The sequence below is a fragment of the Thermosipho japonicus genome, from assembly GCF_014201655.1.
Classification (GTDB): domain Bacteria; phylum Thermotogota; class Thermotogae; order Thermotogales; family Fervidobacteriaceae; genus Thermosipho; species Thermosipho japonicus.
Map to the genome: position 1 here is coordinate 367,261 of NZ_JACHEX010000002.1, position 18,738 is coordinate 385,998.

General features: G+C 31.5%; 15 protein-coding genes and 1 tRNA gene. 7 read left to right on the top strand and 9 right to left on the bottom strand.

The genetic code is table 11. The features are described 5' to 3' along the window. The 5 genes from HNP65_RS05695 to HNP65_RS05715 all read left to right on the top strand — a co-directional run bounded on the left by HNP65_RS05695 (position 1) and on the right by HNP65_RS05715 (position 2,978). Entirely contained in the window at positions 1 to 600 is a 600-nt protein-coding gene (locus HNP65_RS05695; protein ID WP_184619333.1) for an NADH:ubiquinone reductase (Na(+)-transporting) subunit D, read from the top strand. After that, positions 597 to 1,190: an electron transport complex protein RnfA gene (locus HNP65_RS05700; protein ID WP_184619334.1), complete on the top strand. Its 594-nt coding sequence runs from the start codon at positions 597 to 599 to the stop codon at positions 1,188 to 1,190. Before HNP65_RS05695 ends, HNP65_RS05700 begins: the two co-directional genes overlap by 4 nt. A gap of 10 nt (positions 1,191 to 1,200) precedes the next feature. Beyond that, positions 1,201 to 2,304 (top strand): NADH:ubiquinone reductase (Na(+)-transporting) subunit F, encoded by a 1,104-nt coding sequence (locus HNP65_RS05705; RefSeq protein ID WP_184619335.1) that lies wholly within the window; start codon positions 1,201 to 1,203, stop codon positions 2,302 to 2,304. Positions 2,305 to 2,317: 13 nt separating this feature from the next. Then, positions 2,318 to 2,767 carry a hypothetical protein gene (locus HNP65_RS05710; RefSeq protein ID WP_184619336.1) on the top strand — a complete coding sequence of 150 codons (450 nt, stop codon included), beginning with the start codon at positions 2,318 to 2,320 and terminating at the stop codon, positions 2,765 to 2,767. 135 nt (positions 2,768 to 2,902) lie between these two features. Further along, positions 2,903 to 2,978, top strand: a tRNA-Asn gene (locus tag HNP65_RS05715). Between the two features lie 543 nt (positions 2,979 to 3,521). Here the strand turns inward: HNP65_RS05715 and HNP65_RS05720 are convergent. From HNP65_RS05720 to iadA, 7 genes are all read right to left on the bottom strand, one after another. Continuing rightward, complete coding sequence (locus HNP65_RS05720; protein ID WP_184619337.1) at positions 3,522 to 4,721, bottom strand: hypothetical protein; 1,200 nt, start codon at positions 4,719 to 4,721, stop codon at positions 3,522 to 3,524. A 1,022-nt stretch (positions 4,722 to 5,743) separates the two neighbouring features. Next, positions 5,744 to 6,871 (bottom strand): alkaline phosphatase family protein, encoded by a 1,128-nt coding sequence (locus HNP65_RS05725; protein ID WP_184619338.1) that lies wholly within the window; start codon positions 6,869 to 6,871, stop codon positions 5,744 to 5,746. An 86-nt stretch (positions 6,872 to 6,957) separates the two neighbouring features. Further along, positions 6,958 to 9,369 carry an ABC transporter permease subunit gene (locus HNP65_RS05730; RefSeq protein ID WP_184619339.1) on the bottom strand — a complete coding sequence of 804 codons (2,412 nt, stop codon included), beginning with the start codon at positions 9,367 to 9,369 and terminating at the stop codon, positions 6,958 to 6,960. Continuing rightward, the gene (locus HNP65_RS05735) at positions 9,369 to 11,075 is read right to left on the bottom strand and encodes an ABC transporter permease subunit (protein ID WP_184619340.1); all 1,707 of its coding nucleotides are present in this window, start codon (positions 11,073 to 11,075) and stop codon (positions 9,369 to 9,371) included. Before HNP65_RS05735 ends, HNP65_RS05730 begins: the two co-directional genes overlap by 1 nt. Before the next feature lie 64 nt (positions 11,076 to 11,139). Continuing rightward, on the bottom strand, positions 11,140 to 12,312 hold the full coding sequence (locus HNP65_RS05740) for a sugar ABC transporter substrate-binding protein (protein ID WP_184619341.1): 1,173 nt from the start codon (positions 12,310 to 12,312) through the stop codon (positions 11,140 to 11,142). A 91-nt stretch (positions 12,313 to 12,403) separates the two neighbouring features. After that, positions 12,404 to 14,611 (bottom strand): ATP-dependent Clp protease ATP-binding subunit, encoded by a 2,208-nt coding sequence (locus HNP65_RS05745; RefSeq protein WP_184619342.1) that lies wholly within the window; start codon positions 14,609 to 14,611, stop codon positions 12,404 to 12,406. Then, positions 14,611 to 15,708, bottom strand: coding sequence for a beta-aspartyl-peptidase (iadA, locus tag HNP65_RS05750; RefSeq protein WP_184619343.1), 1,098 nt, complete (start codon positions 15,706 to 15,708; stop codon positions 14,611 to 14,613). The genes HNP65_RS05745 and iadA overlap by 1 nt, the downstream gene beginning before the upstream one ends. A 41-nt stretch (positions 15,709 to 15,749) precedes the next feature. Between iadA and HNP65_RS05755 the strand changes: the two genes are divergently transcribed. Then, positions 15,750 to 16,391 carry a CPBP family glutamic-type intramembrane protease gene (locus tag HNP65_RS05755; RefSeq protein ID WP_343043468.1) on the top strand — a complete coding sequence of 214 codons (642 nt, stop codon included), beginning with the start codon at positions 15,750 to 15,752 and terminating at the stop codon, positions 16,389 to 16,391. A 72-nt stretch (positions 16,392 to 16,463) separates the two neighbouring features. Continuing rightward, positions 16,464 to 16,820, top strand: coding sequence for a NifB/NifX family molybdenum-iron cluster-binding protein (locus HNP65_RS05760; RefSeq protein WP_184619345.1), 357 nt, complete (start codon positions 16,464 to 16,466; stop codon positions 16,818 to 16,820). Between the two features lie 52 nt (positions 16,821 to 16,872). On the opposite strand, the gene HNP65_RS05765 is transcribed toward HNP65_RS05760, so the two are convergent. After that, positions 16,873 to 17,820, bottom strand: coding sequence for a SufB/SufD family protein (locus tag HNP65_RS05765; protein ID WP_184619346.1), 948 nt, complete (start codon positions 17,818 to 17,820; stop codon positions 16,873 to 16,875). Next, the gene (locus HNP65_RS05770; protein ID WP_184619347.1) at positions 17,810 to 18,553 is read right to left on the bottom strand and encodes an ATP-binding cassette domain-containing protein; all 744 of its coding nucleotides are present in this window, start codon (positions 18,551 to 18,553) and stop codon (positions 17,810 to 17,812) included. Before HNP65_RS05770 ends, HNP65_RS05765 begins: the two co-directional genes overlap by 11 nt. Positions 18,554 to 18,738 lie beyond the last annotated feature (185 nt).

The window sequence follows — 18,738 nt, forward strand, 5'->3', positions numbered from 1 at the left end:
ATGGGAAAATTTAAAGAAGTATTTTTGAAAAATACTTGGTATGAAAATCCTGTCTTTGTACTGGTGCTTGGAATTTGTTCAACTCTTGCAGTTACTAACAATCTAAAAAATACATTTATCATGACAATAGGTGTGATGCTTGTCACAGGTTTTTCAAACCTTACTGTATCTCTTTTAAAAAATCTTATCCCATCTAAGGTAAGAATGATTACACAAGTATTAATAATATCTTTCTATGTTATCATAGTGGATATAATCTTAAAGGCATATCTTCCAGATGTAAGCAAAGCACTTGGACCATATGTCGGTCTTATAATAACAAACTGTATTATCATGGGGCGCGCTGAAGCATTTGCTCAATCAAATCCTCCGCTTATCTCATTCTGGGATGGTATCACAAGCGGTTTTGGCTATATGATAGTACTAGTGACAATTGCATTCTTTAGAGAACTTCTTGGTTTTGGAACTATTTTTGGCTATAAAGTTATGCCAGGAAACTTTGTAAACTGGACAATAATGATTATGCCCCCAAGTGCTTTCTTCATGCTTGCACTATTTATATGGATAGTAAAAGGTTTTAAAAAGGAGGGAGCCAAATGAATCCTAATATAAATCCTCTGGTTCTATTCTTTGCTTCAATCTTTACTAGTAACATATTACTTTCCAACTTTCTTGGAATGTGCTCGTTTATATCCATCTCAAAAAGTCTAAAATCATCTAACGGGCTTGGTATGGCAGTTACGATGGTTATGACAATAACAACTGCTATTAACTGGTTGGTTGAAAAATATGTCATAGTACCATTTCAACTAGAATATCTAAGATATATCATATATATTATTGTTATCGCTGCCGTTGTTCAAATCCTTGAAATGGTAATAGATAGAACTGCACCAAATTTGTACATTAGCCTTGGTATCTTTTTGCCATTAATAACTGTTAACTGTGCTATTTTAGGTGTCGCACTATTTATGCAGCTTAGAAACTATACACTTTTACAATCAATCTTTTTTGGCCTCGGTTCAGGCCTTGGATGGTGGCTTGCAATAGTTTTACTTGCTGCTATAAGAATTAAAGTCGATAAAGCACCTATTCCTGCACCGCTTAAAGGCGTTGGAATTACACTCATTACAATAGGTATAATGGCAATGGCCTTTATGGGATTTGCCGGAATGATAAATGTTCAATAGGGGTGATCATATGAATATATGGCTTGCACCATTAATCGTTGGAATTGTTTCATCTGTTTTATCCGCTTTAATCGTTATAGTCGATTCAATAGTAAACAACTATGGAGAAGTGGAAATTGATATAAATAATGGAAAGAAAAAATTAAAAGTAAAAGGTGGCTCACCTTTACTTTTTACACTTGCTTCTGAAAATATCTTTGTTCCATCTGCTTGTGGAGGTAGAGGAAGTTGTGGAGCGTGTAAAGTTAAAGTATTAAGTGATGTTGGAGAATACCTTCCAACAGAACTTCCTTATATGTCAGAGGAAGAAATAAAGGAAAATATAAGGCTTTCTTGTCAAATCAAGGTAAAAAAAGACATAAAAATACAGCTTCCAGAGGAACTTTTTAATGTTAAAAAGCTTACAGGTAAAGTTGTCTCACTTAAAAATGTAACACATGATATCAAAGAAGTAAGAATAAAACTCCCAGAAGAAATAAATTTTAAAGCTGGGCAATATGTTCAAATTGTTGTACCACCATATGATAAAATAAAGCAACCTACACAAAGGGCATATTCAATTGCATCTACTCCAAGTAAAAAAGATGAAATAGATTTGCTAATTAGATTAGTTCCAGGTGGTATAGCAACAACTTACGTACACAATTATCTAAAAGAAGGAGACAACCTTGAAGTTATAGGTCCATTTGGTGAATTTTACATGAGAGATACGGATGCCGATATGATCTGTGTTGCAGGAGGTTCTGGTATGGCACCTATAAAGTCTATTGTTCTTGATATGTATGAACGTGGTATTACAAATAGAAACGTATGGTATTTTTTTGGTGCAAGAACTGAAAAAGACCTTTTCTATGTTGAACTTTTTAAAGATTTAGAAAAAAAGTGGAGCAATTTTCATTTTATTCCTGCTCTCTCTCGACCAATGGAACCAGAAAAATGGGATGGTGAAGTTGGTCTTATAACCGATGTAATGGTTAAATACCTAGAAAACGTTGTTGACAAAAACACAAAAAAAGAGGGATATCTATGCGGTAGTCCTGGAATGATAAATGCCTGTGAAAAATTACTTAATGAACATGGAATAAAAGATGTATATTATGATAAATTCGCATAGGAAGGTGAAAAGTATGAAAATGTCTCCTGAAATGATTAAAGCTCAAGAAAATATGAAACCTGGAGTAATAACAGCAGAAGGATTTTTGGGTGAAGATGATAGAAATCTTGTTGATATAATTTTACAGGATGAACAAGAAATGGCTGCTTTAAAACTCGACTTTGATAAAGTAGCACAAAAATTGAAAAAACTACTTGAAGTTGGAGAAAAAGGACTGGACGAGCCAATAACTTATGAAAACTTCGAAATTTTTGTATATGAAGCAAGAGGATTCCTTGCATGCCCCTTTGAAGACGGTATCTTTAGAAAAAAAGTAGCAGTCGTTAAAAATCTCAAAAATAATGAATCTATTATGTACAGTGATCTATCAATACACCTTCTTGAAAAGCACCATTTTTTACAGGGAAAAGGATCAAAATTTAGACTAGATCCTGAAAAAATTAAAAAAGTTCTATTCGATTAACAAAATACAAATATTGACTTTTTCACATTATATGATATATTTTATATTGTCTGAAAAAAGCTAACCCCTCTTAAATAAAAGGATTATTGACAAAAAACGAAAAATATGATATAATATATAATGGTTTTGATAAGTTCCGGCGTAGCTCAATAGGCAGAGCGGGTGGCTGTTAACCACTAGGTTGGGGGTTCGAGTCCCTCCGCCGGAGCCAATAAATAAAATTTACAGAACAAAAAGGATGGAATAGTGGTTATTCCATCCTTTTTGTTTTGCTAATTCTTTAATTTTCTACTTTTGTCCCGGCCAATGTAAAAATTATTTGTCAATTAATCAAATCATTTTAGAATGAGCAGAAAGTGTGTTAACATTATTAACTGCTGCCCTAGTACCATTTATGTAATTTGAGCTTTTAGAGTTTTTTCATCAATACCTCTTCATCTTTATCCTTTGCTTCAGCCTTTCTATATACCATTCTATTTCCAATCTTTTGCTATATATCAATCTATTTATTTCTCTTTACAAAAATTTTTTACCTTTCCTTCCATTTTTTCAACAAACTTCCATTGCTGGTATCCTCTATCTGCCAAGAGTGATTAATATTCTTCAAGATATGCACCTCCTGGTTGCTATGTTTAGACAAAATAATTTTAGCAGGTGTAGCCTTTTTTTATTCTAAATTAACTTACTTTTTACTTTGGCCAGGGTGCTAAACTATAAAAATAGACATTAGAAACAAAAATATTCCAAATTCATTCTAATTCTTTGCCAATGCTTCTATCAAATTAGAAATCTGCCCAACTGTTGGCATAGTAATTGTGTGTTTCCATATAACTCCTTCTGTTACTACTCCAGCGCTTGTCCTGTAAACAAGCACATTGTCTGGAGATATCACCATCAAGGTTTCAGGATATAACAATCTTAATCTAATTGTTATCTCATCAAGTTTCTCACGTGATATTGGGACAATTGTAATATCTTTATACTTTTTTGCCAAAGATTCTAAATCCAATGAACACTCTTCACATGATGTGCAATTACAAGAGGATGGAGCTACAAGTAGTACGTAGGATCTTACTCCCATTTTCAAAAATTCTGAAAACGCATCAAGCCACATATTTATCTTCGACACTTCTGAAGCGGTTAAGAAATTAAAGTAAATTACTTTCCACTCTCTCGCTTTTTCCACTAGATTTACAGTTTTTCCACTTAACTCTTTAAAAGAAATATCCGGAAACGTTTCACCTATAAATGGAACAAGTACAGACGTTGAAGACTTTTCAAGGACTATAGCTTCTCCATTTTTGGTAACACTTTCTATCGTAAAATATTCTTCTCCTATCTTTAAGTACTTTCTGAAGAACTCCGGGCCATCAAATTTACCATTTCCATTTAAATCTACCATAAGTAATATTGCATCTTTTGTGTACCATCCATCTGAATCTGTCTCAGCAATCGCTGCTTTATAGCTTTTCTCTCCCACGTAAAGTATGCCTTCTCTTCTGGTAATACCACAATAGTATAATTTGTCTTCTATACGCCACAAGGCAATATAATAGCCACTTCCATCGCTGAATATAAGTTTTACAATATATGTATTAACGTTCATTCCTGACAATGTTTGAGCATAGATTTCATCATCTGAAAAATTTTTATTCCTATTTCCATCTACCAATATTATATCTTTTCCATCTTTTAATCCGGTTATAACATCAAAAGTTTCACCTTTTAATGTTATCTGACCAAATCTTGTATTGTAAAGATCAAATGGTGCATAAACAGAGGTTAATGGAGTATCATGAAGCTGAACCACACGTGTAAAAGTGTAAAACATGCCAGCTTTTGTTTCTGTGAATTGACCACTAATTGTAGATTGTTGTGCAAAACATGAGATGGTCAGAAATACAATTAATAACATTATAAATCCAACACGTGTGTTAAAAAAATTAACAAGCATTTTCCCACCTCCAAAAATTTTACATACCCCTGCAACTGCACGAAGCTAGACAAATAGCTGCCTCTCCTGCAGGAGTGCAATAACATGTAGCTCTTACTGTACCAATTTTTGATACAACAGCTTTTCCCCGACATAATGTTACACCAAAGTAGGGGCTTTTACATGTAAAATCAACTTCCAATGTTACACTAAGTGGTGTCCCATTTGAACTGTAGTGCTCTGCCTCACCAAACGCCTGCCACCTTAAATCACCAACATAAAACCATGAGCAATAGTTAACACTACACCCTGGATCTTCAATCAAAGGAACTACCTCTCCTGCAAAGGAAAGGAAAGGAAAACAAAAGTGACCAGCAAAAAAGTAATTAACAATCTTATAGTAAACCTCATACTAACCGCCCCCTTTCAGAAAATTTAAAATATCATTAAAATTCATTATTTTACTAAATTCTTATTTCTTTTATCAATAATTTACACTATTAATCCTATGATCTTCCCTATTTTTTATTTGTTTTGCTTACATTCAATAAATCACGTGGTACATTTTTTATCTTAACCATTTTAGTATTATTAAAAAGTGTAAAACATATAAACATTATCGTTTTTATATAGACTAAAAACATTCCCGTTTATTTTACTAAACATGTTAATATTTAATAATTTTATACTATTGTTATTAATTTTGTTTATTATAAACAATATTAGATTTTTACAATACTAAATTATTTTTTAATTTCATACAAATATCATTTTCCGATATAAAGACTCATAATATACCATATTTACGATATTATTCTTTAAAACTATTTTTAATTTTAATAAAAAAACATAAAGAAAACAAACCCAATTATTTGCTATTTTCTTTATTTAAAAATAAATATTTAATATATTCTTAATATTTTATAATTTTTCAATCACAATTGAGAATCAATAAAATTTTGAATAAATCTTTATATAAAAAATAATCCCATCCTTGGCTATTCAAGAATGGGATTTTATTAATTATATTGCTTCGAAAAAATTTATACAAAAATAAGCGGGACATACAATTCTTCATTTGTAAGTGAACCATGCATTCCCAAAAGCTTTTGCTCTCCTCCAGTATATGTATATGTAAAAGAATAGTTATCTTTAGCTAAAAGAACATAGTCTCCAACCCTATGTTCTGTCTCAGGATTTATATCACCAAATCCAAAATATCCTTCACTCAAAAGTTGTTTTGAAGGATATATTTCAAATCTTTTGTTGTATCTATCATTTAGATAATTAATTAATTCTTTGTCTTTTTTCTCTTTAGTGTAAAAATACATCATACGCATTTCTCCAGTTGGCGGAAATTTTAGATATCTTAATAACTCTTCTCCTAAAAATACGTTCTTTTCTCTATGAGTTGTAATCATTCCATGATCTGCCACAACAAAAATCTGCGTCTTTTTGTCATATTTTAATTTTTTTATTTCTTCAAGCAGAAATTTTGCTTCTCTTTCGTAAGATATACTATCAGGTCCTTTTTTGTGACCTATACCATCTAACACTCCATAATAAACGTAAAGAAGACCTTTAAAATCACTTTCAAGTAGCTTTTGTAAATTTGCAAACATATCAATAGTTGAATAGTAAGAAAATATGTTTGCATCCTTTTGAATTAGAAATGACAAGCCAGAATTTACAATATCATGTGAAGTCAGTATCCCTCCAAAGTAACCTTCCTTCTTTAACCTTTGAAATACATTCGGCAACCTTTTTATCTTCTTCTTTACGATTGTTTCAAAACTGCTATCTGGCAATCCTGGATAGCTAAAATCTATCATATTCATGATACTTCCAATTTCACGAATAAACTGAATATATCCTAAAAGTCCATGTTCTTGAGGAGACATCGCAGTAAGTAAACTGGTAACTGCAGCGACAGTCGTCGTTGGAAAAACACTACTTAGCTTTATGCTTTTCTCAAATTCAACATTTAATTTCTTGAATTTTTTGTAACCTAAACTATCCAAGATAATTACTACTATTTTTTCCTTTCCAACTATTTGTGGAAGAATAGTATCTTCCATTTCATCGAATCTATATTTTGTTTCAACTTTAAAATGCTTCAAAAGTACATTAACAAATGAAACTATGCTTTTTTCATATACTGGCTTATCCACATAATCCCTCCCTAGAAAAAAGTCCTCGGATATTATATTGTACAACATCCGAGGACTTTTTCAAACATTCTATTTATATTAAAGTATTATCCCTTTACAGAACCTTTGGTTAAACCACCAACAAGATATTTTTGCATTGAAAGGAACAATATAACCATTGGAAGCATTCCAACAAGTGCAGCTGCTGAAAATAGACCCCATTCAGTTTCAAATGGCCCGCTGGAGAATGTCCAAAGTCCAACTGCATATGTATACTTTTCGACATCTTGGAGAATAATCTTTGCAAGAACAAATTCGTTAAATGTACCCATGAACGTTAGAATAACTACAACTGAAAGAATAGGAGATGCAAGTGGTATTACTATTCTCCAGAATGTTTGCCACCTTGTTGCACCATCAATCATCGCAGCCTCTTCAAGAGAACTTGGAATTGTATCATAGAACCCTTTGATCAGATACATATTAAATGCAATATTTCCAAGATACACAAATATAAGTCCACCTAATGTGTTAAGCCCTATTGAAGGAATATATCTTCCAATAAAGCTTAAAAATCCGTACAAAGCAATCATGTACATAATAGCTGGGAACATCTGAATTAAAAGAAGTGACATTATTCCATATTTTCTTCCTCTAAATCTCATTCTACTAAACGGATATGCTGCAAGTGCATTTACAATCGTAGTAATTATTGCAACAACGCCCGCAACTATAACACTATTAAAGATCCATCTCCAAAGATAATACTTTTGCTTCTGTTTCCAAATTTGGTCAAATCTGAACAGTTTTTTATCAACATTTTTGAATGATTTATCAAGATCATTTACAGGAAATTGGTCAACAAGATCAGCTGCCGCTTTTGAAGCTATACTCATACTTGATGCAATATTTGCAGGGTATTCTGATTGAACTTTTGTAAACAACTGAAGAAGTGCCGCTATTCTGACCTTAACCCCATTTTTTGATGAGTAGATTGCAGCTTTTCCAGTACTTTCTATAGAGCTAACATATTTATCAAACTCATTAATAAATTCTTTTACATCTTTTGCAAATTTCTCATACTTTTTCCTAAAATCATTCAAGGTTGCAACCCAATCAAGTTTTCTAATGCTAGATCTTACATCTTTCTTCAAGCTGTCATCATTTACATAGCTTAAAAAATCATTTACATTTCTTGAAAGGATCTTTACTGAAAGATACAATTTATTGATATCTTTTGGTAAAATATATTTTTCAACTTTATTTATAAAACTTTTAATGTCATCTTTTAATAATAAAGACATGATATATGCTTTAGCTGGTAAATATTTTCCTTCTTCATTTAAATATTTATCGGTAAGTTCTTCTAAATCCTGATTTTTGCTGTCTAATTTGTTTGCAAAAAGTATATACTCATTTGAAAGTTTTAAATATTCTCTTTCAATTTCAGAAAAGTTTTTTAACAAATTATATGATTCTCTAACCTGTTTAAGTGCTTTCAAATTAAACTGGCTAATTAACGAGATAAAATCAGCATAATTTGCAGAATTTTTCAATGTAAAATTATCCCATAACGTTTTTACCTTTGTCATATTCTCATACATTTTGTCTATAACTGCTTTTCTTTCTTTGCTTAAATTCATTTCTACCATATCTTTTACTATATTGTAGACTTGCTCAAATTTTTCAACAGCATCTTTTTCTGAAACAAATGCCTTTATCTGATTTGACGGGTTATTTAATAAATCATATGCAACTTGTAGCGTTTTATTAAAACTTTCAAATTGTGGAATAATTGAGTTATCAATTATTAAAGAAAGTCTTGTGTATTCCTCTTGATAAAAATCAAGATCTTTCTTTATTTGATTTAACTTTGCTTGATTTTCTTGCAATTGTCTTTTTAGACTTTCAATATTATCAAGTTTTGTTTTTAGCTCTTCTACATACACATCTTTATAATCTTTATAGTCAAACCCTAAACCTAATTCTAGAACATCTTTTTCTTTTATCTTTCTTTCTTCCAGCAAAGATATTATCGCAACACCAATAGATTGGTTATCATCAGGCCTTTCTATATTTATCTTTTCATTTAGTTTATTTACTTGCTCAACAACTGTTTGAATTAATTTATCTGAATTTTCAGACAAATAGTTTTTTATTGTTTCATATTCGTTATCTACTACACTTACTAACTCTTTCGACTCTTTTGAATATGCCTTTAAAGCTCCTATATCTTTATCAAACTTTTCTACCAAAAATTCGACTGGCTTTTCATCATAAGGTCTTGAATTAGTTGTAATTGACTCTATGTCACTTAAAAGTCTCAAAACATTGTCTTCGGGGAACAACAAATCTTTATAGTTTTGAAGACTCATCCTTGATGAAAACAATTTTGATGAAAAAGCTGCATTATCTCGCCTTAGTGATGTAGAAACAACCCATACTACAGGAAACAGTATTGCAACTATTAAAATTATTAAAATTGCATGTGTTAGCCAATTTCTTTTCCTTACTACCATTATCTATTCACCTCTTCGAAGGATCCTGATATTCTAAAGTTAACAAAACTTATACCCGCAACTATGAAGAAAATCAATATTGATATTGCACTTGCAAAACCAAAGTCCTGCCCACGTCCTGCTTCAAAGGCAAGTTTATACGTATAAGAAATCAATATATCAGTTGCACCTGCTGGTGTTGTTGTATTTGGAATAGCAGGACCACCTGCTGTTAAAAGATAGATATTTACAAAGTTATTGAAATTAAATGCAAAGCTTCCTACAAGAAGTGGCGCAATTGTTGTCATCAATAATGGAAATGTTATTTTCCAGAACCTTTTTGGCTTTGACGCACCATCTATAGATGCAGCCTCATAAAGTTCATCAGGAATACTCTGGAGCGCTCCTAAACTAACCGTCATCATGTATGGAAATCCAAGCCAGGTATTAACTATTAAAACAGCAACTTTTGCCCAGAATGGATTTGTCATCCACTTAACTGGATCTCCGTTAAACAAGTTGGTAACAATAAATCTATTAAATACCCCATATGTTTCATTGAAAAATCCATTTTTCCATATAAGAACAGAAATAAACGCTGGAATTGCCCAAGGAATAATTAATAAGGTTCTATATATAGTTCTTCCACGCAATGTATTGTTGTTCAAAACAAGAGCAAATGAAAGACCAATTACAAAAGTAAATAACACACTAAGTGCTGCATATGTAAAATTCCACAAGAATATCTTTGTAAATGGTCCAGAAACAGTTGGATCTGTAAATATCTTTGTAAAATTCTTTGAGCCTACATATGAAATATATCCAAGAACTGGAACCTTTTCACCTTTTTCATCAAAGTCATAAAACATTCCTTCTTCTTCCAACAACGGCTTATTGATCCTATCATTTACAAGGGTAGTCTTTACAACAGTCTTTCCATTTTCAACAACTTCAGAAAGTGCCATTCTATAAAGATGCTTTATTTGAACAAGTTTTAAACTTCCATCACTGCTGAACCTAAGTGATAATCTATTTCTTTGATTATCAACTATTTCTACCTTACTTAAAATAGGAAATGCTATTTTTGATTTAAAGAAAACTTCATTAATCGCTGTCTCTTTATCACTTGGCGAATAAAAATAATTATACGTTTTACCATCTTCAACTATTGCAATTAACTTTCCATTTTCCGTAATAGTTTGAACCTTTTCCATATCTATTAATTCAGCTTCTCCAAGTATCATTTTCCCTGCTTGCATTCTAACAGGTTTTATATTTCCAACAATGTATTTTTCTCCATTTTCATTCACAACTATCATTTTAAAATCTTCAGTTGGATCTATACCATCGTATCTTACAAAAATCTGGTAATCATAACTTTTCGCGTTATCAGGTACGTATGTATAAACTGGATCTGTAAGTAATCTATCCAAAACTTCCTGTCGAGTCATAATATGCCCTGTTCCATAATTAGTAAATGCAGTCTTTATGGTAAATGCTATTGGGTATAAAACCAGGATAAACAATAAAATTACCGCAGGTATCATGTACCTGTAAGGATATGCCCTGCTATTTAACACAAAATAATCTATTAAAACGATCAAAACAAAAAATGTTATAGAAAGCTCATAAAAACCTCTTGAAAATAAAAATAATGCTCCCAAAATTGAAAAAGCATTAAACAATGCTAATAACAAATAGCCTATTATTTTCCAGAACTTTGCCATTACATCTCCTCCCGATAAAAACGGGGGGAATAAGCTCCCCCCCGAATTTTATTCAGTTTTCAAATTATTTAATTCCTGCTAATATAGTATCTACTGCTTCTTTCAATGCTTGTTCAACTGGAACACCTTGGTCAAGAACTTTTGAAAGTGCGTCTCCCATTGCTCCCCATACACCAGCCATTTCTGGAACATTTGGCATTGGAAGACCATAGTTTCCTAGGAATTCTGCAAATGCTCTTGTTACATCATCAACCATTGGAAGAATATCTTTTCTTGATGGAACTCTTGGGTCTGCAAGGTAAATCCTGTACATTACATCTTTAGTTGCAATGAATTTTGTCAAGAATTCAATAGCATAAAGTTTATTTGGTGATTTTGCATTAACCATGAAACCTTGTGCACCAAAGAATGGTTTTGGTTTAACACCGTCTTCTAGATCAGGAATTGGTGCAACACCAAAGTCTATACCTGCTTCTTTCCAACCAGGAACTGCCCATGGTCCATTAATAATCATTGCTGCTTGTCCGTCTTTGAACAAGTTGTCCATGACATTGTAGTTGTCACCTGATTCAAGGAGTCCCTCATCAACAAGTCTCTTTAAAAGTTTTAAACCTTTTATTGCTCCTTCATTTGCAAGACCTACATCTTTTACATTTATTTTTCCATCTTTTTCACCAAATACGTATCCACCGAATCCGAAAATTGCATAGCTACTGAAATAGAAGTTTTTAAAGTCGTATACAAAACCTCTTACTTCACCTTCATATTCTTCTTGAATTTGTTTTGCAAGTTCTATAAGCTCATCAAATGTTTTTGGTGGTTCTTCAACATAATCCTTGTTGTAAATTAAAGCTGGTCCATCAAATGCATATGGAATACCATACAACTTTCCATTGTAGGTAAATGCTTGAAGAGGTGTTGGTAAATATTGATCTTTTTCTGGAAGAACAGGAATTGGTTCAAGAAGACCATTTGCTGCAAGTTCTCCAACCCAGTCATGTGCACCAACAATAATATCTGCACCTTCACCTGCTGGTGCTGCTGTTAAAAATTTAGATTTTATATCGTTAAAATTAACCTGTACAACTTCTACATCAATACCATAGATTGATTTGAATTCATCAGCAAGTTTTGTCAAAATTGGAGCTTGTGCTTCTGAAGTCCAAATAGTAATTTTTACAGCAAAAACGCTAAAAACCATAACTACCATTAATAAAGCTACTAAAAGCTTTTTCATACACTTTCCCCTCCTTTATTTAAAGTATTACAATAATAATTTTACTATAAAACCCTTCTTAAATTTCTTCATATTGGAACAGTTTCCAACATTATATTATATCATAAGTTATATCCTTTTCAGTATTTTTAAATGTAATTGTATTTCCTTCATTCAATTTTTCATCAATAATGAGATTTGAAATAGTGAACTCAATTGTATTTTCAAATAACCTTCTAAGAGGTCTTGCACCCATTGAAGGGATATACCCAACTTCTGCTAAATAGTCTTTTACAGATTCTTCAAGAATTACCTTTATGTTTTTTTCTTTTAACCTTTCATTTAATTCCTCCAAATATATATCCACAATTTTTTTGACATCTTCTTTTTTCAAAGGTTTAAAAATTACTATAGCATCAAGTCTGTTTAAAAACTCTGGTTTAAGTTTGTTTTTAACTATTTTTTCTACAGTTGTAGAAATTTCATCCTCTCTATTTCGCTCTATTGCTTTAACAATTTCTTCACTTGCAAGGTTACTTGTCATAATTATTATTGTATTTCTAAAATCTACTGTATTTCCTTTTCCATCAGTAAGTCTTCCATCATCAAACACCTGTAAAAGAACATTAAAAACTTCAGGATTTGCCTTCTCAATTTCATCAAATAATATTACACTGTACGGTCTTCTTCTCACCGCTTCTGTCAATTGCCCACCTTGTTCATGTCCAACATATCCTGGAGGTGCACCTATAAGTCTTGCAACTGAATGCTTTTCCATATATTCACTCATGTCAATTCTAATTAAACTCTGACTTGAACCAAATAATATTTCTGAAAGTCTCTTTGCAAGTTCAGTTTTACCTACTCCAGTTGGACCTAAAAACAAAAATACGCCTGCAGGTCTTTTTAGGTTTCTTATCCCAGTTCTTGACATCCTTATTGCACTTGAAACAACTTTTACTGCTTCCTCTTGATCTACAAATTTTTCGTGTATTATTTTCTCTAGATTCCTCAATTTCTCTTTTTCGCCCTCAAGCATCTTTCCAACTGGTATTTTTGTCCACATTTCTACAGTTTTTGCAATATCTTCTTCGGTCACTTCTTTTTTACCCAAAATTTTTATTCTCGATGCTGATTCATCAAGCAAATCTACCGCTTTATCAGGCAAAAATCTCTCCGTAATATATCTTGCAGCAAGCTTTGCAGCATATTCTATTGCTTTATCAGTGATCTTAACATTGTGAAATTCTTCAAATGATTTTTTTAGTCCCCTTAAAATCTCTATCGTCTCCTCTATACTTGGTTCAGTTACATATATAGGTTGAAATCTTCTTTCAAGTGCTTTATCCTTTTCTATATACTTTCTATATTCCTCAACAGTTGTTGCCCCTATACATCTGAGTTCTCCTCTTGCAAGTTCAGGTTTTAAAATATTTGCAGCATCAACTGAACCTTCACTTGCACCGGCACCTACTACCGTATGGATTTCGTCAATAAACAAAATTACATCAGGTGATTTTTTTACAACATCAATTATCTTTTTTAGCCTTTCCTCAAATTCTCCTCTAAACTTTGTTCCAGCTATTACTCTTGCAAGATCAAGCTTTAAAATTTTTTTATTCTTCAAAAAGTCTGGAACTTTTTCTTCTACAATTTTTTGCGCAAGCCCTTCAACAATTGCAGTTTTACCAACACCTGGATCACCTATTATAACTGGATTGTTCTTTAATTTTCTTCCCAATATTTCCATTACTCTGAAAATTTCATTATCTCTACCAATAACTGGAAGTAATTTATTTTTCCTTGCAAGTTCAGTCAAGTCTTCTGTAAACTTTGTTAAAACATCTACATTTTCATCCTCTGATGCTATTCCAGATGTTCTCAATTCTTTTATTGCTTGATAAATCTTATCCTGTGTTACTCCATATCTTGATAAAATTCTAAAAGTCATACTTTCTGGAATCAATGTCATTGCAAGTAATAAATGATCCGATCCAATCTTTTCATCACCCATTCTCTTTGCTTCTTTTTTTGCCTCTTCAAGAACATGTCTCGCCTCCGGGGTTATAAATATCTGACCTGTTGGTGCATTTGTTTTAACACCATACCTTGAAATAAATGACTCCAATTCCCTTTTTAGCTCTGTAATATCAACTTTTAAATGTTTTAAAATATCCTTTGCCGCATTTTCATCATCTTCCAATATAGAAAGTAAAATATGTTCAGATGACATCTGATTTTGTTTGTACCTTGTCAAAATATCTGAAACAGCCATAAGGATTCTTTGCCCATTTTCCGTATATTCATTCATATCAAACATTAACTCTGCACCTCCTTCAATAACTTACCTCTTGCTATTACTTTTTCAATCTTTAAATTTTCATCCAAAACAACGATATCCCCATCAGTTTCCTTTTCTATTCTACCTTTAGAATTTAATTTTAAAACCTTTGCAGGATTTATCGTTATAGTTTTTATTACCTCTTCAAATTTTAAACCTCTTTCAACAGCTTTTTTTACACTTTCAAACAACACGGTTGTGCTGGCAACATCAAGCTTTATTAACCTACCATTTTCATCAAACTTTGGCAAGCTTCCGTGCCCATCAGAAGTCATAGTCAAATTATCAATTATTCCTTCATTAATTGAAATCTCTAAATAATCCACTACACTTTCAGAAGCTGTCAGATCTATAAATCCACCTTTCTTCGCAAATTCTATCGCCCTATGAAACAGCTCTTTGCTTCTTCCAACATGTGTTGGATACATATGATAAATTGGTATTTCTGTATTTTCCGCTATTTCAAACAAATAATCTATACCATTTTTTCCATTTCCAACATGGAAATTTACAACGCCTGCCTTTTTAGATATTAAACCTCCAACTCTAGCTTGAGCAACTATTCTTTTAATCTCTTCAAGTGTAGGTTGAGAAGATCTATGGTCAGATATTGCTATCTCTCCTACTCCTATTACCTTGTCTATGAGTACTAAATCTTTCTTAATATCTCCCATAATTGTCTTTACTGGCACACTATATGAACCAGTATAAATAAAACTAGTTATACCAAGTTCATCGAGTTGTTTTGATTTTGCATATAAATCTTCCATACTTCTTGTAACATCATCTGTACCAAGACATCCAATAACCGTTGTTATACCAGAATCAACAAGTTCCTCTATAGTTATTTCAGGTGTTCTTGTTTGAAAACCACCCTCCCCACCTCCGCCTATAATATGAACATGAGCATCTATAAAACCTGGGACTGCAATCTTTCCATTTAAATCCAAAACTTTACTAAATGGTACCACTAAATTATCCTCAATTAATTCTATCTTTCCATTCGCTATTAGAATATCTTTTTTTCCAATATAATATGGTGTAAAGATCTTTAAATTTTTTAAAAGTGTTAACATAAAATGCCTCCTTACTTTATTTGATATATAATAGTTTTGAGGTGATAATTTTGCATATAACTATTTCAATATTAATATTACTCTTTTACATTTTACTTTCAAAAATATTTGTAAAAGCAGTAAGAATATCAGATCCATTCAAATTGCATTCATTATTTGCTATCCTAACTATATTATACTCCATACTTTCAGCAATAGTATTAAATCTAAAATTGGTTGATATAGGAATTAGTTTTGGAGATACAAAAAAAGGATTGTTAATTCTTACATTTATAGGAATTCCTTTATTCATTATTGCATATATAACCTCAAAAAGTGCAAAAATTTACAACTTTAGATATCTTTACTTTAAAAGCAAATGGCAGGTAATTTATTTCTGGATTTTAGTAGGTCCTACTGAAGAATTTTTATTTAGGGGATTAATTCAAAGTTATTTAAAATTAAAATATTCATCTACAACAGCAATATTATTATCAAGTCTATTATTTACCTTATTTCATTTATTAAATGTTTTAACCAAAAATGAATCTTGGAAATTATTCTTCAATTTATTACCTACAAGATTTATTATATCAATCATTTTAGGTTTTTCTCTTGATTTTTCTAAAAGTCTCATTTATCCTATAATAATTCACAACATAATTGATGGAATCACTTTTTCAAATATAAAGAAGAATTACTAAATAAAGATATTGACATATATAAATATTGTTATAAAATTAACAATGGAAAAATAATTATAGGAGGTGAGAATAATGATTATTGCAATACCAGTTATTGAAAACAACGGAGAAAATTCACAAATTTCGGAACACTTTGGTCATTCACCATTTTTTGCATTCTATGACACAGAAAAAGATGAGTTAAGAATTGAAAATAATCCGCTTGAAGAGCACGGTCCAGGAGATGTTCCTAATTTCCTACACTCAAAAGGGGTTAATTTAATAATTGTTAGAGGAATTGGCCAAAGAGCTATTTCATTTTTTGAACAATTAGGAATTAAAGTTATAAGAGGAGCAAGCGGAAGCGTGAAAGATTTAATTAATGCATTCCTTGAAAACAAGATAGAAGACAAAGAATATCAAGTCAAAGAAAAATTCCATAATCATTAAAAATAAAAACATGACCTGCGATTACCGTAGGTCATGTTTTTTAATACAAATTCTAATGTAAAAGACCTTTTATTATTAATTCCGTTGCCTCATCTTCAGTTAGACCTTTGGCCATTAGCATTTCAAGTTGTTTTTGATTTACCCTTCCAATTGAGGCTTCATGAGTTAATTCAGATAAATCGTTGTCAATTTTTAAAACTGGGATTGTAGAAACATCTACATTTGAACCTTTTGTGATTTCTTCACACGAAATATGTCCTTTTGAATACGGTGCGCTTCCATATGCTTCATTTAAAACTTTTGCTTTGGAACTATCTAACGCTACTACAACAGTTTTAGCAATTCCTCTTGAATGTTCTCCTTCTAACCTTAAAATTTCATTTATATTTACCTCATCAGTTTTGCTTGCTTTAATCTTTGAAAATAACTCTCCAACAGCTTGTTTTTCAAGTGTTAAGTCCATGACTATATCTAATTTTCCTACCCTTGTTTTGGTAAGAGAAAAAACATTTTTATACACTCCACCTTCTTTTACAATCGCATTTGTTTTGGTTATAAGTTTTATCGTTCCTTTATCACTATGATAATGCTCATCTTCATATTCCATATAAGCGCCTTCTTCAACTAGAACATTTGAAATAGCGTTGTGTTCAAATTCTTCTGCCTGTGGAAAAACACAATGGGCAAGAAATTTTACTCTAGCTCCCTTTCTAACTTTAATGTTAAAAATAACCTTTTGAAATCCTTTTTTTTCAACATAACCCGTACAAACATGTATAGGACGTGGGATATGTGCGTTTTCTAAAATTTCCATATCAACTTGTACACCATTTTCAATTTGAGTAGGAACAAGTTTTATACCTTCAACATTATTTAATCCTAAAACTTTATCACCACTAATTATTATTGAAGCTATTCTTTTATCCAAAAATTTTGAAGCATCAGTTCCAAGTTTTTCAACAGCTTTGACAATAGCTTCATATTCTCTTTTAACGTCCATCGATTTTCAACTCCTTACTAACAGGCGAATTTGGATGATCACAAGCATCGCAAATATTTTTGAAAATCTGGATAACTTGCTTTGTTTCACCGTTAGATAAAATCTTTCCAGCACATAACAAATAAGCTTCTTCAGTATTGTAAGCCATTTCTTCTCTGTGAGTAATCACAATAGGTGTTCCACCATAATCGGCAATAAAATCTATAACTTGATTTATCATATCAAGACTCATAAGGTCGATACCAGAATCGGGTTCATCCAAAATAACAAATTTTGGTTTTAATAAAATAATTGAAGCAAGTTCAACTCTTTTTCTTTCTCCACCACTAAGACTTTTATCAACAAAACGATTTAAATAAATCTTTGGAGAAAGCCCTACCTTTTCTAAGGCTTCTTCAACTTCATCTTTTGTAACATCCAACTTTCCACCAAGAGTTAAATAAGTATATATGGTAAGTCCATCATATCTTGCAGGCTCTTGCCACATCAATGTAATACCAGCTTTAGCACGTTCAAAAACATTAAAATTGGTAATATCATTGCCATCCAAAAAAATTTGACCTAAAGTAGGTTTATAACCATCAAGTCCCATCATAACATAACCTATCGTGCTTTTACCAGCACCATTTGTTCCTAAAATTGCATATTTACGTCCTGAAATAAATTTCATAGAAATATTATTTAAAATCTTCTTACCTGAAACTTCATATGAAATATTTCTCAATTCAAGCATGATATTCAACACTCCCAATTTAGAATCTCTAAATCAATTTTATCACACTTATAAAATAAGAAAAGTAACAAAAAATTACAAAAATTAAACAAACAAAAAACCTCTCCGCAGATGGAGAGGTTCAAGTAAGAAGTATTAACATAACAAACCCCGGGCACTACCTACTCTCGCAAGGGGCGAACCCC

Coding starts and splice junctions, on each gene's coding strand:
- HNP65_RS05765 (WP_184619346.1), bottom strand. CDS start 17,820: ATGGACGTTAAAAGAGAATATGAAGCTATTGTCAAAGCTGTTGAAAAA.
- HNP65_RS05710 (WP_184619336.1), top strand. CDS start 2,318: ATGAAAATGTCTCCTGAAATGATTAAAGCTCAAGAAAATATGAAACCT.
- HNP65_RS05730 (WP_184619339.1), bottom strand. CDS start 9,369: ATGGTAGTAAGGAAAAGAAATTGGCTAACACATGCAATTTTAATAATT.
- HNP65_RS05760 (WP_184619345.1), top strand. CDS start 16,464: ATGATTATTGCAATACCAGTTATTGAAAACAACGGAGAAAATTCACAA.
- HNP65_RS05700 (WP_184619334.1), top strand. CDS start 597: ATGAATCCTAATATAAATCCTCTGGTTCTATTCTTTGCTTCAATCTTT.
- HNP65_RS05695 (WP_184619333.1), top strand. CDS start 1: ATGGGAAAATTTAAAGAAGTATTTTTGAAAAATACTTGGTATGAAAAT.
- HNP65_RS05740 (WP_184619341.1), bottom strand. CDS start 12,312: ATGAAAAAGCTTTTAGTAGCTTTATTAATGGTAGTTATGGTTTTTAGC.
- HNP65_RS05745 (WP_184619342.1), bottom strand. CDS start 14,611: ATGTTTGATATGAATGAATATACGGAAAATGGGCAAAGAATCCTTATG.
- HNP65_RS05705 (WP_184619335.1), top strand. CDS start 1,201: ATGAATATATGGCTTGCACCATTAATCGTTGGAATTGTTTCATCTGTT.
- HNP65_RS05770 (WP_184619347.1), bottom strand. CDS start 18,553: ATGCTTGAATTGAGAAATATTTCATATGAAGTTTCAGGTAAGAAGATT.
- iadA (WP_184619343.1), bottom strand. CDS start 15,708: ATGTTAACACTTTTAAAAAATTTAAAGATCTTTACACCATATTATATT.
- HNP65_RS05720 (WP_184619337.1), bottom strand. CDS start 4,721: ATGCTTGTTAATTTTTTTAACACACGTGTTGGATTTATAATGTTATTA.
- HNP65_RS05735 (WP_184619340.1), bottom strand. CDS start 11,075: ATGGCAAAGTTCTGGAAAATAATAGGCTATTTGTTATTAGCATTGTTT.